The organism is Primorskyibacter flagellatus (assembly GCF_048268605.1).
Lineage (GTDB): Bacteria > Pseudomonadota > Alphaproteobacteria > Rhodobacterales > Rhodobacteraceae > Primorskyibacter > Primorskyibacter flagellatus.
The window spans coordinates 155,170-172,396 of record NZ_JBLWVF010000001.1 but is presented as its reverse complement, the minus strand read 5'-3'; the positions used below and the strand labels follow the sequence as shown (position 1 = coordinate 172,396).

The 17,227-nt window shown below is 61.0% G+C and carries 21 protein-coding genes; 10 read left to right on the top strand and 11 right to left on the bottom strand.

Annotated features, from left to right (window positions below; all coding sequences use genetic code 11):
- Positions 1–180: 180 nt before the first annotated feature.
- A complete protein-coding gene (locus tag ACN0WV_RS00855) occupies positions 181–1,002 on the top strand; it encodes a DUF4177 domain-containing protein (RefSeq protein ID WP_417603047.1) in 822 nt (273 codons plus the stop codon).
- Between the two features lie 129 nt (positions 1,003–1,131).
- Here the strand turns inward: ACN0WV_RS00855 and ACN0WV_RS00850 are convergent, their stop codons facing one another.
- A complete protein-coding gene (locus tag ACN0WV_RS00850; RefSeq protein ID WP_084352468.1) occupies positions 1,132–1,389 on the bottom strand; it encodes a BolA family protein in 258 nt (85 codons plus the stop codon).
- Positions 1,390–1,463: 74 nt separating this feature from the next.
- Between ACN0WV_RS00850 and ACN0WV_RS00845 the strand changes: the two genes are divergently transcribed.
- The 4 genes from ACN0WV_RS00845 (at position 1,464) to ACN0WV_RS00830 (ending at position 4,640) form a co-directional block, all read left to right on the top strand.
- Entirely contained in the window at positions 1,464–2,087 is a 624-nt protein-coding gene (locus ACN0WV_RS00845; protein ID WP_084352470.1) for a J domain-containing protein, read from the top strand.
- 92 nt (positions 2,088–2,179) lie between these two features.
- Positions 2,180–2,557, top strand: coding sequence for a response regulator (locus ACN0WV_RS00840; protein ID WP_417603044.1), 378 nt, complete (start codon positions 2,180–2,182; stop codon positions 2,555–2,557).
- A gap of 20 nt (positions 2,558–2,577) precedes the next feature.
- Positions 2,578–4,233 carry a sensor histidine kinase gene (locus ACN0WV_RS00835; protein ID WP_417603042.1) on the top strand — a complete coding sequence of 552 codons (1,656 nt, stop codon included), beginning with the start codon at positions 2,578–2,580 and terminating at the stop codon, positions 4,231–4,233.
- A 23-nt stretch (positions 4,234–4,256) separates the two neighbouring features.
- The gene (locus ACN0WV_RS00830; protein ID WP_084352476.1) at positions 4,257–4,640 is read left to right on the top strand and encodes a response regulator; all 384 of its coding nucleotides are present in this window, start codon (positions 4,257–4,259) and stop codon (positions 4,638–4,640) included.
- Positions 4,641–4,669: 29 nt separating this feature from the next.
- Here the strand turns inward: ACN0WV_RS00830 and msrB are convergent, their stop codons facing one another.
- The 4 genes from msrB to ACN0WV_RS00810 form a co-directional block, all read right to left on the bottom strand.
- Positions 4,670–5,140: a peptide-methionine (R)-S-oxide reductase MsrB gene (msrB, locus tag ACN0WV_RS00825; RefSeq protein WP_417603039.1), complete on the bottom strand. Its 471-nt coding sequence runs from the start codon at positions 5,138–5,140 to the stop codon at positions 4,670–4,672.
- Positions 5,141–5,277: 137 nt separating this feature from the next.
- Positions 5,278–5,853, bottom strand: a complete 576-nt coding sequence (locus tag ACN0WV_RS00820; protein ID WP_084352480.1) for a fasciclin domain-containing protein — start codon at positions 5,851–5,853, stop codon at positions 5,278–5,280.
- Positions 5,854–6,108: 255 nt separating this feature from the next.
- On the bottom strand, positions 6,109–6,810 hold the full coding sequence (locus ACN0WV_RS00815; RefSeq protein WP_417603037.1) for an anti-sigma factor: 702 nt from the start codon (positions 6,808–6,810) through the stop codon (positions 6,109–6,111).
- On the bottom strand, positions 6,795–7,340 hold the full coding sequence (locus ACN0WV_RS00810; RefSeq protein ID WP_417603035.1) for a sigma-70 family RNA polymerase sigma factor: 546 nt from the start codon (positions 7,338–7,340) through the stop codon (positions 6,795–6,797). The genes ACN0WV_RS00815 and ACN0WV_RS00810 overlap by 16 nt, the downstream gene beginning before the upstream one ends.
- A gap of 151 nt (positions 7,341–7,491) precedes the next feature.
- On the opposite strand from ACN0WV_RS00810, the gene cobS reads away from it, so the two are divergent.
- The 5 genes from cobS (at position 7,492) to ACN0WV_RS00785 (ending at position 13,092) form a co-directional block, all read left to right on the top strand.
- Positions 7,492–8,478, top strand: a complete 987-nt coding sequence (cobS, locus tag ACN0WV_RS00805) for a cobaltochelatase subunit CobS (protein ID WP_084352488.1) — start codon at positions 7,492–7,494, stop codon at positions 8,476–8,478.
- The gene (locus ACN0WV_RS00800; RefSeq protein ID WP_417603032.1) at positions 8,475–8,894 is read left to right on the top strand and encodes a hypothetical protein; all 420 of its coding nucleotides are present in this window, start codon (positions 8,475–8,477) and stop codon (positions 8,892–8,894) included. Before cobS ends, ACN0WV_RS00800 begins: the two co-directional genes overlap by 4 nt.
- Complete coding sequence (cobT, locus tag ACN0WV_RS00795) at positions 8,891–10,765, top strand: cobaltochelatase subunit CobT (protein ID WP_417603030.1); 1,875 nt, start codon at positions 8,891–8,893, stop codon at positions 10,763–10,765. Before ACN0WV_RS00800 ends, cobT begins: the two co-directional genes overlap by 4 nt.
- A gap of 125 nt (positions 10,766–10,890) precedes the next feature.
- Positions 10,891–12,687 carry an aminopeptidase P family protein gene (locus tag ACN0WV_RS00790; protein ID WP_417603028.1) on the top strand — a complete coding sequence of 599 codons (1,797 nt, stop codon included), beginning with the start codon at positions 10,891–10,893 and terminating at the stop codon, positions 12,685–12,687.
- 60 nt (positions 12,688–12,747) lie between these two features.
- Positions 12,748–13,092, top strand: coding sequence for a DUF427 domain-containing protein (locus tag ACN0WV_RS00785; protein ID WP_417603026.1), 345 nt, complete (start codon positions 12,748–12,750; stop codon positions 13,090–13,092).
- A gap of 178 nt (positions 13,093–13,270) precedes the next feature.
- Here ACN0WV_RS00785 and ACN0WV_RS00780 read toward each other — a convergent pair whose 3' ends face one another.
- The 6 genes from ACN0WV_RS00780 to ACN0WV_RS00755 form a co-directional block, all read right to left on the bottom strand.
- Positions 13,271–13,483: a hypothetical protein gene (locus tag ACN0WV_RS00780; protein WP_417603024.1), complete on the bottom strand. Its 213-nt coding sequence runs from the start codon at positions 13,481–13,483 to the stop codon at positions 13,271–13,273.
- A 97-nt stretch (positions 13,484–13,580) separates the two neighbouring features.
- Positions 13,581–13,805 carry a class I SAM-dependent methyltransferase gene (locus tag ACN0WV_RS00775; protein ID WP_417603022.1) on the bottom strand — a complete coding sequence of 75 codons (225 nt, stop codon included), beginning with the start codon at positions 13,803–13,805 and terminating at the stop codon, positions 13,581–13,583.
- Between the two features lie 114 nt (positions 13,806–13,919).
- Complete coding sequence (locus ACN0WV_RS00770) at positions 13,920–14,534, bottom strand: hypothetical protein (RefSeq protein ID WP_417603020.1); 615 nt, start codon at positions 14,532–14,534, stop codon at positions 13,920–13,922.
- Between the two features lie 72 nt (positions 14,535–14,606).
- Positions 14,607–15,032, bottom strand: a complete 426-nt coding sequence (locus tag ACN0WV_RS00765; RefSeq protein ID WP_417603018.1) for a VOC family protein — start codon at positions 15,030–15,032, stop codon at positions 14,607–14,609.
- A 76-nt stretch (positions 15,033–15,108) separates the two neighbouring features.
- A complete protein-coding gene (locus ACN0WV_RS00760; RefSeq protein WP_417603016.1) occupies positions 15,109–15,858 on the bottom strand; it encodes an alpha/beta hydrolase in 750 nt (249 codons plus the stop codon).
- Between the two features lie 71 nt (positions 15,859–15,929).
- Positions 15,930–17,183, bottom strand: a complete 1,254-nt coding sequence (locus tag ACN0WV_RS00755) for an MFS transporter (protein ID WP_417603014.1) — start codon at positions 17,181–17,183, stop codon at positions 15,930–15,932.
- Between the last annotated feature and the right edge of the window lie 44 nt (positions 17,184–17,227).

Below are 17,227 nucleotides of genomic sequence, written 5' to 3'. Positions count from 1 at the left end.
TGCGTGCGGACGCGCTTTCCAAGCGGATATGCGCCGCTGAAAATCGTCAATACCTGTCTGAAACCCCCTGTTTTGTGCGTCTGCGGCCACAATATCGAAGGGTTACGCCGATGAGTGCCGTCTGACTTGGCGGATCGGCTTCGGATTGCTAGTTTTTGGCAACGCTATCGCGGAGCCAGCATGACTGCATTTGAGTACAAGGTTGTTCCCGCCCCATTCGAAGAGGCACAGGCAGACGGCTCTGACGGTGCCGAGCAACGCTATGCCCGCGCCCTTGCACAGGTGATGAATGCTCTTGGTGCCGAAGGGTGGGAATATCAGCGCGCTGAAGTCCTGCCCGTGGATCCGACGTTGGATGCGGCATCAACCTCGCAGGTCTTTTGCAACGTCCTGATTTTCCGCCGCCGTCTGAAAGCTGTGCGCAGGACAATACGGGATGTCTCCCCCCGCGCGCCGCTTTTGTTAAAGCGCCAGTTGGTGACTGATGACACATCGCAGCCGAATGTAATGCTGCTTTCACAACCAGAAGGACCGGCAGATGCGACATCTATCGAACCGGCGGGCGGTCATGCGCCTGATGCGCCTTTGGCGACGCAGCCAAAGACGCATACTGCGGCGGGAACGGATGAAGCAGCGCAGGCACAACGCAAAGCGTCGCCACCAACGCCGATAGACCGGCCCGATGGCAAACCGACGCTGGTGACGGGAACCGCTACGCCCGACCAAGGCCGCGCGCAGATGAACACCCCGATACCGGGTGACGCCAAATCAGACATCTTGTCATTAAAGAGATTTGCAGTACCCGCCCTGGACCTGTCAGCCTGGGCCGCCCCGGTACCCGCTGCCCCGCGCCAAACCGAAACCCCGTCGACAGTCGCGTCAAGAGCGCTATCGCCAGACGCATCACGCATCGGCACTGCGCCCAAGACAGATCCCGGCCCGGCCCTGCGCAGCCGGGCTGCACAAATCCGGGCGCGCGCTTCCGGTCTTGCGAAGGAATAATCGTTCGGCTCCTGTCCAGTTGGACCGCTGCTTTCTGTCACAGATATTTGCAAGCCGCGCGAACAGGTCGCCTGAACGTCAGCGTAAAACCACCTAAAGGCGATTCCCGCAAATACAGCCAAAAGCCGCCTAACTGTTCAGATCAAGCGACAAGGCATGGATCTGCGACATCAGTGTCGCCCCCAACGCCTCATGCACCGCGCGATGCCGGGCAATGCGGGACAGCCCGTCAAACGCCTCGCTGCGCACCCGCACCGAGAAGTGACTTTCGCCGCCCTCCTGATAACCCGCATGTCCGCGATGCTTCTCGCTGTCATCAACGACGTCAAGCTCTCTTGGCGCGAAAGCCTTTTGCAGCCGTTGGCGAATTTCTTCTGTTCTGGTCATTTTTTCCTGCCTGCCCCCTACACTCTGTCGGTGGATAGTCTAGAGTTGGTCGTCCGAGTCGAAAAGGTGTTCCTATGAGCAAACCAGATCCCTTCGGGTTCGATATGTCTGTATCAACCGCGAAGAAAAAGAACCCACGCGGACGGCGCGGCATGTCCGGTGCGTCCGAAACCTCTACCCGTCTGTGCGAGCACGAAGGCTGCGAACTGCCCGGAAAATTCCGTGCGCCCAAAGCGCCTGATGTCTTGGATGAATACAAATGGTTCTGCAAGGACCATGTACGCGAATACAACCTGAAGTGGAACTTCTTCCAGGGCCAAACCGAAGCCGAGTTGAACGCTCAGGCGACCAAGGACAAGGTTTGGGAACGCGAGACCAAGGATTTCCGCGACCCCGAGGCACGCGCCTGGGCACGGCTGGGCATCGAGGATCCGCATCAGGTGCTGGGCAACAACGCGACGCGCAATCCCGGCAAGCAAGGGGTCGGCACCCGCCGTCTGCCGCCAACCGAACGACGCGCGATCGAGATCCTCGACGCGCGTGACAACTGGTCAAAGGCCGACGTCCGCAAATCCTACAAGGCGCTTATCAAAGTGCTGCATCCTGACATGAACGGCGGCGACCGCAGTCAGGAGGACCAGCTTCAGGAAGTGGTCTGGGCTTGGGATCAGATCAAGGAAAGCCGCAATTTCAAATAGGCGTGATCCCGCCACCGCCGAACGCACGGTTAACGATACGTTAACAGTCAGAAGGATAGCGTTGCCGCAGTGGTAAAAATGCAGGTGTGGCCATGAAGATCCTGGTTGTGGAGGATGATCGCGTTCTTTGCGATGTGTTCGCCACATCGCTTCGTGATGCTGGTCACGAGGTCCACAAAGCCTTCGATATCAATAGCGCGATCGACCGTCTGCGCGGGCGTGGTTATGGCTTGGTGATTCTGGACTACTACCTGCCCGATGGCGTTTCCCTGCCGGTTGCAGAATACACCTGTGTGGCGTGTCCTGATGCGCGGATCATCCTGCTGACGGGGTCCGGCGTGTTTCCCAATGGCGAAGCCAGCATCCTGGCACCCTGCGTGGACTGGATGTTGCGCAAGCCCGTGCCTCTTGAAGATTTACACGCCCTTGTCGACTACGCCGCCCTCAACGCGGAGTTGCGGCCCTCGTGACAAGAAAACGCCAAATCGACATGATGTCGGCGTTTGTACTTTGCGCCCTTGTTGCCGGGTTGACGTGGTTTTTGCTGGACAAGCAGCGCGAGCTGCGATTTCGGGACCTGGCCCAGATTGAAACCGACTTTCGGCTTCGCGCGCTTGCTCGGGACGTCAAGGTTCGCGTCAATGCGATCCGCCACATTGCAGCATTGTGGCGCAAGTCCGATGCCGGTTCAGACGAGTTCACAGCAGAGACCCAAGACTATATCGACCAGTTCCCCGGCATCAGATCCGTGCGCTTTATCGACGAAACCCTTGTCGTCAAGTTTGTGACACCAGCGGATCAGCCTCCCGATACCGGAGTTCCTCTGACAGCGCTGGGTGCAAGACAACTGCGCGCATCCGAATTGGCGCGCGACAGCGGCGAAATCACCCTGTCCGGCGCGGTCGATCTGTATGACGGTTCCGGGCGGGGCTTTGTCGCTTATATCCCGATCCACCGAGGCGAAGATTTCCGGGGGCTTGTTTCCGTCGCCTTCAACGCCGAGGAATGGCAGCGCGAATTGCTGTTGCTGGACGACAATCCGCATTTCGGAAACGACTTTTCCATTCGTATCGAATTCGATGGCAGCTTGCTGTATGCGGACGCCGATTTTGCCACGATGAGTTCGCTTCAGGTCGTATCGGAAACGGATCAGCTTTGGGGGCACGCGCTGCGCATGCAAAGCCATCCGACACCCAGCTTCGTGAAAGCAAACCGTGACATCACGCCAGAGATTGCGGCCTTGCTTTTGGGGATATTGTTGTTCGCGGGATATGTGCAGTTCACCCTGTTGCACCGGGGCAATCAAGCTGAAGCCCGCGCCGACGCCGGCAATGCTAGACTGCGGCAAGTCAATGAGGCGCTGGCGCTGGAAGTCGACGATCGCCGCAGGGCGGAGGCCGCCGCTCGCCAATCCCAGGCGGCGACGTCACGTTTCCTGACCACGATGAGCCACGAAATTCGCACGCCATTGAACGCGATCATGGGCATGTTTCAGCTGATTGAGGCGGCGGATATTCCCGAACGGCACCGCAAACAAGCCGCGGCAGGCTATGCCTCTTCGCAACGGTTGTTTCGCGGGCTTACGAATGTGCTGGAGGTGTCCCGTCTGGATGCCGGTGCGTTGACCATCGTCGAAGACCATGTCGAGCTGGAACCCTTGATAGCCAACTGGCACGCGACACTCGAAGGAAGCGTGATCCGAAGCGGCAAACCCTTGGATATGCATCTGGAACTGGGTGATGCGCTTCCGCAAACAGTCCATATAGACGCCGGGCGCGTGACGCAGATCGTGACCAATCTGGTGGATAACGCGGTCAGGTTCACCGCCACCGGCAGCATCACCCTGGCAGTGCATATGACAGGACGTTCCGGGAACAGCCTTGAAATCGAGGTGCGTGACACTGGCGAAGGCATCCCGGAAGAGCGTCGCCACACGGTGTTTCAGCGTTTTTATCAACTTGACAATGGGTTAGCACGCCAGCATCAGGGGTCAGGACTGGGCCTTTCAATTTGCCGGGATATCGCTCGATTGATGGGGGCAAATCTGACACATTCGGACCGCAAGCCGCTTGACGTAGGGTCTGGCTCGACATTCACGCTTAGGTTGCATAACGTCCATCCTCGTCGCGACGTCTTGTCAGAATAACGTCCGGCCCTGGGAGAGGTATTGTGAAGAAGATTATCGTAGTCGATGACGATGCCACCACGCGCTACATGATGTCAGAATTGCTCGACACGATGGGGTATGAATGTGAATGCGTGGCCAATGGCATGGCCTGTATCGCGCTGCTGCGCACATACCCGGAAAATTACAGCATGGTCCTCATGGACATTCATATGCCGGGCGTCACCGGGCTGGATACTGTATCCTACATCCGCACACTGGAAGAAGATCCGCCACGGTCCATTCCGATCGTCGCTATCACCGCCGACAGCAACTTCCACGCGCGACGCACCGTTCAACATTATGGTTTGAATGACGTCTTGCCAAAACCTGTGGACATGGCACAGCTCAGCACTACGCTGAAAACCTATCTGGGCAAGGCGGCCTGAGCGCCAGACGCCTGCCCGGATATTGTATCTCAAGCCGCTTGAAAGACCAGGCTGGCACCGTTCAGGCAGTGACGCTTGCCGGTGGGCTTGGGCCCATCGTCAAAGATATGGCCGAAATGGCTACCGCAGCGGCGGCAGTGAACCTCGGTCCGCACGCCAAAAAATGACCGGTCAGGTTTGGTCTCGACCGCATTCGGCAGGGATTTGTAGAAGCTGGGCCAGCCTGTGCCACTGTCGAACTTGTGCTCTGACGAGTAGACATCCAGTTCGCAACCACGGCATTGATAAACGCCCGCGTCATAAACCTTGTCGAGAGGCGATGTCCCGGCACGTTCGGTCCCTTCTTCGCGCATCACCTCGTATTGCAAGTCGGTAAGCATGGCTTTCCACTCGGCCTCGGTGCGGGTGACTTCAAACCCGGCGGCAAGTGCGGTCGTGGATATTGTGGCAGCGGCGAAGCCGCCACCGATGGCAGTAATCAGAAAAGCACGGCGTTTCATGATGATCCTCCTCAAGCATCGGATTTCGTTTCAAATAGTCACGCCACCCGCAATTTTGCAATCACGGGTGGCGCAAAATCATGTGACAATCACGGCGCATACCGGAACAGTGGGGGCTGCCCCGGCCCGCCAAGCCCTTACATCGCTGGCAGAAGAACCTTGTCGATCACATGAATGACGCCGTTGGACTGCTGTACGTCGGCAATTGTCACGGTCGCCATGCGGCCACGCTCGTCTTCCAGCATGATGGTGTCGCCATCATAGGTGGCTTGCAATGTGCAGCCGCCAACTGTTGGCACGGGATGCTTGCCGTTGTCGTCGTCAACCATACCCATGATCGCGTCGGACATCGCATTTGCCGAAACAACATGGCAGGTCAGGATTTTGGTCAACTGGTCCTTGTTCTCGGGCAGAAGCAGCGATTCAACGGTGCCGTCAGCCAACTCGCCGAAGGCTGCGTTGGTGGGGGCGAATACTGTGAAGGGGCCTTCGCCAGAAAGCGTTTCGACGAGACCGGCAGCTTTCACGGCAGCAACCAGCGTGGTGTGGTCGGCGGAGTTCACGGCATTCTCTACGATGTTCTTATCTGCGAACATCTCAGCACCACCCACCATTGGGTTTTCCATGCTGTGGCTTTCGGCCTGTGCGGCAACGCCGGCAAGACCAAGTGTGGCGGCAAGGGCGATTGTGGAAAGTGTTGATTTGATGGTCATAAGAAAAACTCCTGTAAGGCCCAACTTCCTTGCTGGGGGTACTGGAATATACGAGGCCACCTCTCAGGTAGTTTCAAAATCGCAGGTAACATGTTGATCACGCCTGGTCACGGGAACGAGAGCATTGTCAGGCTGGTCATGGTCGAGATGAAAACGGCGCGGTCCCATGGGGAGCACCGCGCCGTTTCTTCAACACATATAAGATCTCAGGCAGATATCGGCCTTATATCAGCGCGGACCGCGCAAAGCCCCATGTCAGGACTCGACTGACAACGTTCCCGCTGCGCGCACTGCCCCGGTCGGTGCCCCCGTTGGCGAGCCACCCGGAGGTTCATCCGAGATCGCCAGCGTGGCACCGGGCAGCAATGAGGCCAATTCGGCCGGGACGGCCACACGCGTATCGCCGTCAGGATCAAGCAGACCCAGAGACAACGGCGCATTGTCCCCGACGATCAGCCACATCTCGGCAACGCGGTCAGGCGGAAGGCTGCCCGCGTTCTGCACAACATGCAGTTCGCCTGCGCGGACATTATAAACAGCGGCCAACTCCAGCGTCCCTTCGACAGGGGCCAGATCGGCCCGCAATCCGGGCTCTGCGAATTGGTCCAGAACGCCCAGGCTAACCACACCCCAAGCCAACGCGGCTGCCGCAAGCGCGCCGGTGAAATACGGCATGAGCTGTTGAAGAACCGTCTTTTTGCGCCCGAACAACCGCCGGTTCACCGCCCTCAGGACATCTGATCGTGGCGTTACTTCGCGCGCGCCTGCTTCGAACTGCACGAAATACTCTGTCCAGAACACGACCTCATCGCGCAAGTCCGGATTGTCGCGCATCTCTGCCTCGAACGCTCGGGCGTTTCGTCCGTCCAGCAGTCCCAGGGCATACTCGGCCGCGCGGATCAGCGGAGCGTCATCTTCGGGGATATCCGGGGTTTCGTCGATCATCGGCTCAGACACTCCCAAAGATCCATCAGGCTGCGGCGTAACCAGGTGCGGACGGTGTTCAGCTTGGCATCCAGATGCGCGGCCAGTTCTGCATAGCTTTCGCCATGAAGATAGACCCTGCGCAGCATGTCAGCCCGATCCTGTGGCAATTCGTCAAAGCATTCATCAACTTGCGACTGGGTGCTTTTGGCAATCGCCTGCGCTTCGGGACCGGGGGACGGATCGGGCAATTCGTCCATGGCTTCGGACGGAGATGTGGCACGCCGCACCCGCGCGCGCCGACGATCAATCGCCAGATTCCGGCTGAGTGTTATCAGCCAGGTCATCGGGGACAGCCCGTTGACGCGGTAAAGACCGGCTTTATTCCAGATGCGCACATACACGTCTTGCAGGACCTCTTCGGCTTCGCTTCGGTTGTCCAAGACACGCAGCACAACGCCGAAAAGTTTCGCCGAGGTGCGTCTATAAAGCTCCGCAAAGGCCGAACGGTCGCCCAATGCCACTTGCGCAAGCAGTGCTTCGATCTCGTCCTGTGGTGTCATTCCGCTTACAAAACCCCCATTGTCAGTTGAATAAATCACAGCTTTCTAAGGCATGCCAGCCACTCGGATGGTTTAGTTCCCCTTGCCCCTGACACGGATATGTTGCACCACGTCCCAAAATCAAAGAGATGAGATCGAAGGAGCGGAAAACATGGCGGACGGCTTGATTGACATCAACGCGAAACCCACCGAGGAAATCTCGGTGCAGGACGTTTTCGGCATCGAAACGAATATGGCCGTCAAAGCCTTTGCCGATCGTTCGGATCGTGTCCCGGATCTCGACTCAACCTACAAGTTCGACCCCGATACCACGCTCGCCATCCTTGCAGGCTTTGCCCATAATCGCCGGGTGATGATCCAAGGCTATCACGGTACGGGCAAGTCCACGCATATCGAACAGGTCGCGGCGCGGCTGAACTGGCCTTGCGTGCGCGTCAACCTTGACAGCCATATCAGCCGGATCGACCTGATCGGCAAGGACGCGATCAAGCTCGTGGACGGCAAGCAGGTCACGCAATTCCAGGAAGGCATTCTGCCCTGGGCGCTGCGCAACCCGACCGCCATCGTCTTTGACGAATATGATGCCGGCCGTGCCGACGTGATGTTCGTGATCCAGCGCGTACTGGAAGTGGACGGCAAACTGACGCTTCTGGACCAGAACGAAGTCATCAATCCGCACAAGTATTTCCGCATCTTCGCCACTTCGAACACGGTGGGTCTGGGCGATACGACGGGTCTGTATCACGGCACCCAGCAGATCAACCAGGGTCAGATGGACCGCTGGTCACTGGTGGCGACGCTGAACTACCTGTCGATCGACGCCGAGGCCTCGATCGTTCTGTCCAAGACACCGCATTACAACACCGAAAAGGGTCGCAAGACGATTCGCCAGATGGTGACCGTGGCAGATCTGACCCGGACAGCCTTTATGAACGGCGACCTGTCCACGGTGATGAGCCCCCGGACGGTGATCGCATGGGCCCAGAACGCCGAGATCTTCCGCAACCTCGGCTATGCCTTCCGCGTGTCCTTCCTGAACAAATGCGACGAGCTGGAACGCCAGACCGTGGCCGAGTTCTACCAGCGCTGCTTTGACGAAGAACTGCCCGAAAGCGCGGCCAGCGTGAGTCTGGGGTGACCGCCCGGGCAGGCCCGATTCGTCGGTCGCCTGCCCGACGCCTGAAATGCGCGGTCCTTGTGGTCGCGCTGATCGGCATCGCCTCTGGCGCGGCAGCGAAAGATCCGCTTTACCCTGCCGCACAATGTTCTGCTTTCTGGCTGGGCTATGCGGACTATGCAAAAGCCTCGGCCTATCTCGAGCCCGACCCGAGCGACACAAAGGCCGCGGCAGCATTCCGGTCCGTCGCGCGGCGGATGGGTGGGACAGACGCCGAGATCGATGATTTCATCGCCGAACAACGCCCGTTGATGGTATTGATGATGGAAGGCTATATTTATGGAGGCGACCGCCAGAGCCGCGAGATGTTTGAACGCCTCACTGGTATCTGTCAGGACTTTGCAAAGCGCCATCCGGAAACACGGGATCTGAAATGACCAAAACCGACAACCCCGCCGACCCGTTCAAGAAAGCCCTCGCCGAGGCAACCAAGGTCATGGCGCATGACCCTGATCTGACGGTCAGCTACACGGTCGACCCGTCGGGCGTGTCGGGCGATGCGATGCGTTTGCCGCAGGTCAGCCGCCGGATGACGCGCGAAGAAGTGCTGCTGGCGCGCGGCACGGCCGATGCTTTGGCGATGCACCGCCGCTATAATGACGCGGGCACACATGCGAGATATGCGCCTCCGGGGGACATGGCGCGCGAGCTTTACGAGGCAATGGAAACCGCCCGTTGCGAAGCGATGGGCGCGCGCGACATGCCCGGCACGGCTGGCAATATCGACGCCAAGATCGGCGCAGACGCGGCCAAACGCGGTTATGATCAGGTCAAGCAAGCCTCTGATGCACCGCTGCCGGTGGCCGCAGGCTATCTGATCCGACATCTGGCCACGGGCCGCGACATGCCGCAAGGCGCACAGAACGTCATGGATCTGTGGCGCGGCTTCATCGAAAATCAGGTTGGCGGCTCGCTGGACAACTTGCAGGAGGTGCTGTCTGACCAAAGCGCCTTTGCCAGACTGACCCGCAAGGTGATCTCGGATCTGGGCTATGGCGACCAATTGGGCGACGACCCGGATGAGGCAGACGAGGACGCATCGGACGAGGCCGAAGAAGGCGCGGACGACGAGGATGACCCCGAGTCCACCGGTCAGGACGATCAGGACGATGACGAGGCCGAAGCCAGCCCCGAACAGTCCCAGGACGAGACGCAGGACCAAAGCCAGGCCCAGGTGTCCATGGATGACATGGCCGAAGATGAGCTGGGCGAAGAGGCCGAAATGCCAGAGGGCGACGCCCCGCTGGAGCCCCCGCCCCCTGCCCCGTTCTCCGATGCCGATCCCGACTACACTGTTTATGACACAGAGTTCGACGAAGAGATCGCTGCCGAAGATCTGGCCGAACCCGCCGAGCTGGAACGCCTGCGCGATTACCTCGACCAGCAGCTTGAACCGCTGAAAGGTGCCGTCTCGCGGCTGGCCAACAAGTTGCAGCGCCGCCTTCAGGCACAGCAGAACCGCAGTTGGGAATTCGATCTGGAAGAAGGCATTCTGGATGCCGGACGGCTGGCCCGCGTCGTGGTCAGCCCGACAACGCCGCTGTCCTTCAAGGTCGAAAAGGACACTGAATTCCGCGACACGGTCGTGACTCTGCTGCTCGACAATTCCGGCTCTATGCGCGGGCGGCCAATCTCGATTGCTGCGATCTGTGCGGATGTTCTGGCGCGCACGCTGGAACGCTGCGATGTGAAGGTCGAAATCCTCGGTTTCACCACCCGCGCCTGGAAGGGCGGGATGGCGCGCGAAAAATGGCTGGGATCGGGGCGAGAGCAACAGCCCGGCCGCCTGAATGACCTGCGCCATATCATCTACAAACGCGCCGATGCGCCATGGCGGCGGGCGCGCGCCAACCTTGGCTTGATGATGAAAGAGGGCTTGCTGAAGGAAAATATCGACGGCGAGGCGCTCGAATGGGCGCACCGGCGCATGGTCGTGCGTCCCGAGGCGCGCAAGATCCTGATGGTAATTTCCGACGGCGCGCCGGTGGATGACAGCACGCTCAGCGTGAACCCGGCGAACTTCCTTGAAAAGCACTTGCGCGACGTGATCGCGATGGTCGAGCGCCGTCGTCAGGTTGAACTGCTGGCGATCGGCATTGGCCATGACGTGACGCGCTACTACGACCGTGCCGTCACGATCACCGATGTCGAACAACTGGCCGGCGCGATGACCGAACAGCTGGCCGGGCTTTTCGACAGCGACCCGCGCGCCCGCGCAAGGATCATGGGCATCAAACGGGCGAGTTGACGGCGGCCGGACCGGGCGTGAAGCGATGACCTTCGCATAGGTCGCGTTTCGTGCTGCCCGCACCGGCACCTGCTTGTACCGGCATTTACAATTGCAAGGGCGAAGGCCCGAACCGGAGGGCCGCGATGTTTCAGAAATTCGAAGAGACGGCGCAGCCGGAAAAAGGCCCGAAGCGTCTGACCGCATTGCGCGCCGAAATCAAGGCGCAAGGTCTGGACGGGTTTCTGGTGCCCCGCGCGGATGTCCATCAGGGCGAATATGTGGCCCCGCGCGACGAACGCCTGTCCTGGCTGACGGGGTTTACCGGATCTGCCGGGTTCTGCGCCGCGCTGGTCGATGTGGCGGGCGTGTTCATCGACGGGCGTTACCGCGTGCAGGTCAAGGCGCAGGTTGCGGATGTCTATACGCCGGTGCCCTGGCCCGAGGTCAGCCTTGCGGATTGGCTGCGCGAACACCTGCCGGAAGGGGGGCGCGTCGGATTTGATCCGTGGCTGCACACCCCTGCGCAAATCAAAGAGCTTGAGGAGGCGCTGGACGGCAGCAACATCGAAATGCGGCGCTGCGCCAATCTTGTTGATCGGATATGGCACGATCAGCCCGGCCCGCCCACGGCACCGGTCATTGCGCAGCCGCTGGAATATGCGGGCCAGGCGCATGATGCCAAGATCGGGCAACTGGCCAAGGAACTGTCCGACAAGGGGCTGACCTCTGCGGTGCTGACCCTGCCCGACAGTATCTGCTGGCTGCTCAACATCCGTGGCAGTGACATCGCGCGAAACCCGGTGGCGCAGGGCTTTGCCGTGCTGTCGGCAGAGGGGCGCGTGGTTCTGTATATGGCAGCCGAAAAACTCGCCGAGGTCAGGGACACTTTGGGCACGCTGGTCGAGATCCGCGCGCCATCGCGCTTTGAACCTGATCTCGCAACTCTGACCGGTCCGGTGGGGGTCGATCACGCGACGGCCCCGCTTGCCGTGGTCGATGCGCTAGAGGCCGCAGGCGTCGAACAGCGCGATCTGACCGATCCCTGCATCCTGCCCAAGGCGCACAAGAACGCGACCGAAATCGAGGGCGCACGGGCCGCGCATCGGCGTGATGCTGTCGCAATGGTGCGGTTCCTTGCCTGGCTTGACGCACAGCCAGCGGGCAGCCTGACCGAGATCGACGTGGTCCGCCAGTTAGAGGACGAACGCCGCGCCACAAACGCCCTGCGCGACATCAGCTTCGAGACGATCTCGGGCGCGGGTCCACATGGCGCGATTGTCCATTACCGCGTGACAGAGGCGACGAATGCGCCGGTCGAGGACGGGCAGTTGCTGTTGGTCGACAGTGGCGGGCAATATCAGGACGGCACCACGGACATCACCCGGACCATGGCCATCGGCACGCCGGGGCGCGAGGAATGCGAGGCGTTCACCCGCGTGTTGCGCGGTATGATCGCCCTCAGCCGTGTGCGCTGGCCTGCGGGCATGGCCGGGCGTGATCTGGATGTGCTGGCCCGCGTGGCACTTTGGGAAGCGGGGCTGGATTACGGTCACGGCACCGGCCACGGCGTCGGCAGCTATCTCAGCGTGCATGAAGGCCCCGCGCGGCTGTCGCGCACCGGCACTGTGCCACTGGAACCGGGGATGATCCTGTCCAACGAGCCGGGGTTTTATCGCGAAGGGGCCTATGGTATCCGCATAGAGAACCTCGTCGTGGTCGAAGAGGCACCCGCCTTGCCCGGCGGCACCGTTCCGTCAATGTTGCGTTTCGAGACACTGACTTATGTCCCTATTGACCGTCGGCTTGTCTTGCCGGAACTGTTGCCGCCAGCCGATCGAGACTGGCTCAACACCTACCACGCGCAATGTCGCGAGCGGCTGGCCCCCCTGGTGGGTGAAGTGGTGCGCCCGTGGCTTGCTGCCGCGACCGCGCCGCTTTGACATCGAACTGTTACAAATCGGCGCTTACGCTCCGCCGAGCCCACTGAAAGGACGACATACATGGCAAGCCATATCAAAATTCGCAAGGCCGAAGGCACCTGGGTGGTGCGTGCAGGCGGTGCCGTACTGGGCGAAAGCAATGACGCGTTGGAACTGCAAGAAGGCGACTACCCGCCGGTGATCTACTTCCCGCGTTCGGATCTGGCGATGGCCTTTCTTGAGCCGACGGATCACAAGACCACCTGCCCGCACAAAGGCGAAGCGAGCTATTTTTCCATCGTGACAAAAAGCCAGACGTTGGAAAATGCGGTCTGGTCCTATGAAGCCCCCAACGAGGATGTGGCCCGGATCCGCGATCATCTCGGGTTCAGCATTGGCGAATATCTGGCGGTCGAACAGATCTGATCGGCGAAGCGCCTGTCCCGCACCAAAACCTTCGGGAATGGCGGTGTTCGCCGCGCGAACGTGGATCACGGGACCATACAACGCGGAAACCTTGGGCTGCGTAACGCTGTGCAATTCCTGCATTGGCGGCTTTTTCACGTAAAAATCGCCAGCGTCTTGCACGAAGACGTTCCGAGGTTCAGTCTTTCTGTCTGGCCGACGCCTTGCGCCGCGCCAACAGCAACGTGTGGCCGGTACAGGCCGGATCTTCGGGAACAAGCGCCTCGCATTGCATTCCGGCTGTTTCAAGAATTGCCTTGTACTCGTCAGGCGCCAACGAAGAACGGTACACCGTCTCGCCCGCGACAGTCCCCGTAACCTCACCCGCACCCGGTCCGACAGTCAGTAGCAACCGGCCACCCTCGGCAACGTGATCGGCAATGCGTGTCAGGGCCGCGCGTTGCGCCTGTTGCGTGAGGTGAAAGAAGCTGCCTCAACCGATCACGGCATCAAAACACCGCCCCGGAGGAAAGCATGGTCATGTCAGCCAGAACCCATCTCGCATCGGGAAACCGGCGCGTTGCGATCCACAGCATCGGGGCGGCAAAATCAACGCCGGTCACGTCGTATCCTAGCGCTATCAACCATGTGGCAATCGGATCTCCGCCGCCGCAGCCCAGATCAAGCACCGCCCCATCGGGCGGCACCTGCGACCGCGCACCCCAGCCACGCACGCTCAAACAGCGAACGGTTGCGGGCCCGGTCCCAAGCCTCTGCCTTTCGCTCATAGGTTGCGCGGACCGATCTGGACAGACGAACCATTTCTGACGCATTGGACATCGGGTTACTCATGGCAATGCAAGCCCCCGAAACGGTGGAAAATCGGCATAGCGCTTGCGACGGGGTTCAAGCGGCTCTGACGGTTGTGCCCCGGCCCGCAGCAACGTACCGCGCGGCGCGATGTAGCTGTCAATCCGCCTCTGCGGTTTGGGGCGCCACGATATATTGAAGGCGCAGAGCTTGGGGAAGAACCAGATCTCGGAATAGGCCAAGTGGTCATGCAGCCACCATGCCAGATCGCGCCAGTCGCGGCCTCTGGCGTAGCGGTCGGCAAACCACGGGATCACGACCGACACGCCTGCAATCCGCGCGTTGCCTTCGCCCCGGTCCCAGATATGGCATTCCAGCGGATTGTCGTTGCGGGCACAGTTCAGACCATTGGCATTGCCATATGCATTCAGCGCCGCCGAGCGATAGCCCGACCGGATAGCGATCCGCCCGAAGGTGTCCGTCAGCGGGTCCAACAGCGTTTCGCACAGCGCCCGCCCGGTCTCGATCGCCAGACCGGGCTTATCGGGGATGTTCGGGATGCCGTGAAAGCCGCTGATCTCGGAATACAGGAAATCACGCATGTAGAAGTGCCGCGACAGCCGGGTGCGGCCCAGTGTTTCCAGCGACCACATGCTGCCGGGACGCCGCATTACCGCTGGCAGTCTTGCGGCGCGCAGACAGGTCTGACCCGCAACGTCACAGCATCAATACCCATTCCAGCGGAACGCGCCGTCCGGTCCCAGTGGCGAGAACGGGTTATGCGCGATCTCCCATATATGGCCTTCGGGATCGGCAAAATAGCCGTGATAGCCGCCCCAAAAGGATTCGGCCGCAGGTTTCAGTATTTTCGCCCCCGCCGCCTGCGCGTCGGTCATCACCGCGTCCACAGCGGCCCGGTCCGGCAGGTTATGCGCCAGTGTCGCGCCGCCGGTTCCCAACGTCTCGACCGCGACGCCCATATCGTCTGCCAGCGCGTCCAGCCCGAACAGGCCCAGCGTCTGGCCCAGCAGATCGAACGCCACCACACCGTCAGGGCTGTCCACGCGCGTCCAGCCCAAGGCCTCGTAGAAACCGGCAGAGATTTCCATGTCCCGCACGCCAAGCGTCACAAGACTGATGCGCTGTTCCATCGCGGCGTCCTTTCCTGTTGGTCGGGTTCAGCCTGCCCGCTGAACGTCTTCCAGACAACCCGTTACCTTCGCCGGTTCACGCATCCTTTTCGGCGCGGGCGATCACCTCCTCCACAGAGGACTCGATCAAGGCCAGACAGTCAGCGTCAGAGAACCGGTGATCGGCACCATCAACCAGCACCAGCCGCATATCGGGCGATGCAGCGTGATCCAGCAATTTCAGCGCCCGGTCGGGATGCACGGATGTGTCGGCGGTGCCTTGCAACAGGCGCACCGGAAACGGCAGTTCCAGCGTAGAACGCAGCACCAGATGATTGCGGCCATCCTCGATCAGGCGGCGGGTGATGATATACGGATCGCCATACTCCGACGGCAGGGCGAGCTGCCCGTCCTGCATGATCGCCGCGCGCTGACCCTTGTCGAAATCCGCCCAGAACCCGTCTTCGGTGAAGTCGGGCGCGGCGGCGATCGTGACCAGCCCCGCAATATCGGCCAGCCGTTGCGTCAACAGTAGCGCGATCCAGCCGCCCATGGACGATCCGACCAGCAACACCGGTCCTTCGGTCACAGCCTCGATCACCGATTGCGCGTCCTCGGCCCAGTCGCCGATGCACCCATCCTCGAACGTGCCGCCGGATGCGCCGTGACCGGAATAGTCGAACCGCAGAAAGGCGCGGCCCGTGGCTTTTGCCCAATCCTCCAGATGCACGGCCTTGGTGCCCTGCATGTCGGATTTGTAGCCCCCCAGAAAGACCACCGTTGGCCCGGTTCCCGGCGTGAATTCATAGGCGATGCGGCGGCCAGCGTCGGAGTCGTGAAAATCCATGTCAAATCCTTCGTCTTTGCCCGCGATCATGCAGGCGCGCGCGGCGGGCATCAACGCGATAGTGTACGCGGTCAGGTGCTCTCTACCTCGCGCAGACCCAGCGCCAACATTCCGCCAACTGCCGAAAGCGCCGCGAATCCGCACAAGGCCGCCACGGGGCAAAGCACGCTAAGCCCGCCGCCAAGCGCGCCGGAGATCAAAAGCAGCACGCCAATCACCGTATTTGCAAGGGCCGCATAGGTAGACCGCTCATCTTCGGGCGACATATCGACAAGATAGGTAGACCGGCCCTGCCGCACGCCGTGATAGGCCAGCATCAGCGTGAACAGGATCGCCGGAATGACAAACTGGTGTTGCGCGACGCCCGCCCATGCCGCCAAGGGGGCCGCCCCGATGGCCAGCGCACCACCGAACCCGCACAGCGCCAGCACCCAGCGCGAGGACCGGTCCGACAGCCTGCCCCAGACATACGAACTGACAAAGGATGCCGCGGCCGAGGCCAGCACCAATGCGCCCAGCTTTCCAAGCGCCGAGCCATCACCCCCGCTGAGCAGCACCAGATAGGGCGGCGCAAGTGCCGTAGCCGTCAGCGCGCCGCGCACAAGGATATAGCGGCGGAACTGCGCATCCTCGCGCAGCGGGGACAGGTCGATTGCCGGGGCATCCCTGTCTTCGGACGCGTCCTCTTTCAGGGTTGAAAACAGCAACGCCGCCCCCAGCCACAGACAGGCCGCCAGCCCTACCGCCACGGCGAGTGCAGAGACGCTCTGCAACCAGCCGCTCATCAGCAATAGCGCAAAAACCACCACGCCGACCGCCGAGGCCGATCCGGCGACGCCGGTCACCGCGCCGCGCCGCGTCTTGGCCACGGTCTTGCCCAGCACATCCTTGTAGCTGACAGAGGCACAGGCCCGCGACACGGCCAGCACCGCCAGCAGGCCGCAGATCACCAGACCGGCAGCCGCGCCTTGCAGCGTCAGAGCCGCCAAAGCGATGCCCGCCGCCGAAACCCCCTGCCCGGCCGATCCCGCAATCCACGCCCATTTGCGGTACTTCATGCGCCGCACCCATCCCGCCAGAGCAAGCTGCGGCAACAACGCCCCGGCCTCGCGGATCGGCACCAGAAGCCCGGTCAGATAGGCGGGCGCGCCGATGGCGTTCAGCAGCCAACTCAGCACCAGCTTCGGGTCGATCAGGCCGTCGGCGACCTTGGTCATGCTCAGCGCGGCCATGTGGCGCAAGCCGTTGCGCGCGTCGCGTTGACCGGCCTTTGCCTTGCTGCCGGTCAAAGCCTGAAAAATAGCACCTTCCTGATGCTCTGCCATCGTGTGGTCTCTCCGCTACATCCGAACCCGCCGCGCCTTGACTC

Excerpts from the sequence above, each read along its gene's own strand:
- ACN0WV_RS00855 (WP_417603047.1), top strand. The coding sequence starts at position 181 with ATGACTGCATTTGAGTACAAGGTTGTTCCCGCCCCATTCGAAGAGGCA.
- ACN0WV_RS00850 (WP_084352468.1), bottom strand. The coding sequence starts at position 1,389 with ATGACCAGAACAGAAGAAATTCGCCAACGGCTGCAAAAGGCTTTCGCG.
- ACN0WV_RS00845 (WP_084352470.1), top strand. The coding sequence starts at position 1,464 with ATGAGCAAACCAGATCCCTTCGGGTTCGATATGTCTGTATCAACCGCG.
- ACN0WV_RS00840 (WP_417603044.1), top strand. The coding sequence starts at position 2,180 with ATGAAGATCCTGGTTGTGGAGGATGATCGCGTTCTTTGCGATGTGTTC.
- ACN0WV_RS00835 (WP_417603042.1), top strand. The coding sequence starts at position 2,578 with ATGATGTCGGCGTTTGTACTTTGCGCCCTTGTTGCCGGGTTGACGTGG.
- msrB (WP_417603039.1), bottom strand. The coding sequence starts at position 5,140 with ATGAAACGCCGTGCTTTTCTGATTACTGCCATCGGTGGCGGCTTCGCC.
- ACN0WV_RS00820 (WP_084352480.1), bottom strand. The coding sequence starts at position 5,853 with ATGACCATCAAATCAACACTTTCCACAATCGCCCTTGCCGCCACACTT.
- ACN0WV_RS00810 (WP_417603035.1), bottom strand. The coding sequence starts at position 7,340 with ATGACACCACAGGACGAGATCGAAGCACTGCTTGCGCAAGTGGCATTG.
- cobS (WP_084352488.1), top strand. The coding sequence starts at position 7,492 with ATGGCGGACGGCTTGATTGACATCAACGCGAAACCCACCGAGGAAATC.
- cobT (WP_417603030.1), top strand. The coding sequence starts at position 8,891 with ATGACCAAAACCGACAACCCCGCCGACCCGTTCAAGAAAGCCCTCGCC.
- ACN0WV_RS00790 (WP_417603028.1), top strand. The coding sequence starts at position 10,891 with ATGTTTCAGAAATTCGAAGAGACGGCGCAGCCGGAAAAAGGCCCGAAG.
- ACN0WV_RS00785 (WP_417603026.1), top strand. The coding sequence starts at position 12,748 with ATGGCAAGCCATATCAAAATTCGCAAGGCCGAAGGCACCTGGGTGGTG.
- ACN0WV_RS00770 (WP_417603020.1), bottom strand. The coding sequence starts at position 14,534 with ATGTGGTCGCTGGAAACACTGGGCCGCACCCGGCTGTCGCGGCACTTC.
- ACN0WV_RS00765 (WP_417603018.1), bottom strand. The coding sequence starts at position 15,032 with ATGGAACAGCGCATCAGTCTTGTGACGCTTGGCGTGCGGGACATGGAA.
- ACN0WV_RS00760 (WP_417603016.1), bottom strand. The coding sequence starts at position 15,858 with ATGGATTTTCACGACTCCGACGCTGGCCGCCGCATCGCCTATGAATTC.
- ACN0WV_RS00755 (WP_417603014.1), bottom strand. The coding sequence starts at position 17,183 with ATGGCAGAGCATCAGGAAGGTGCTATTTTTCAGGCTTTGACCGGCAGC.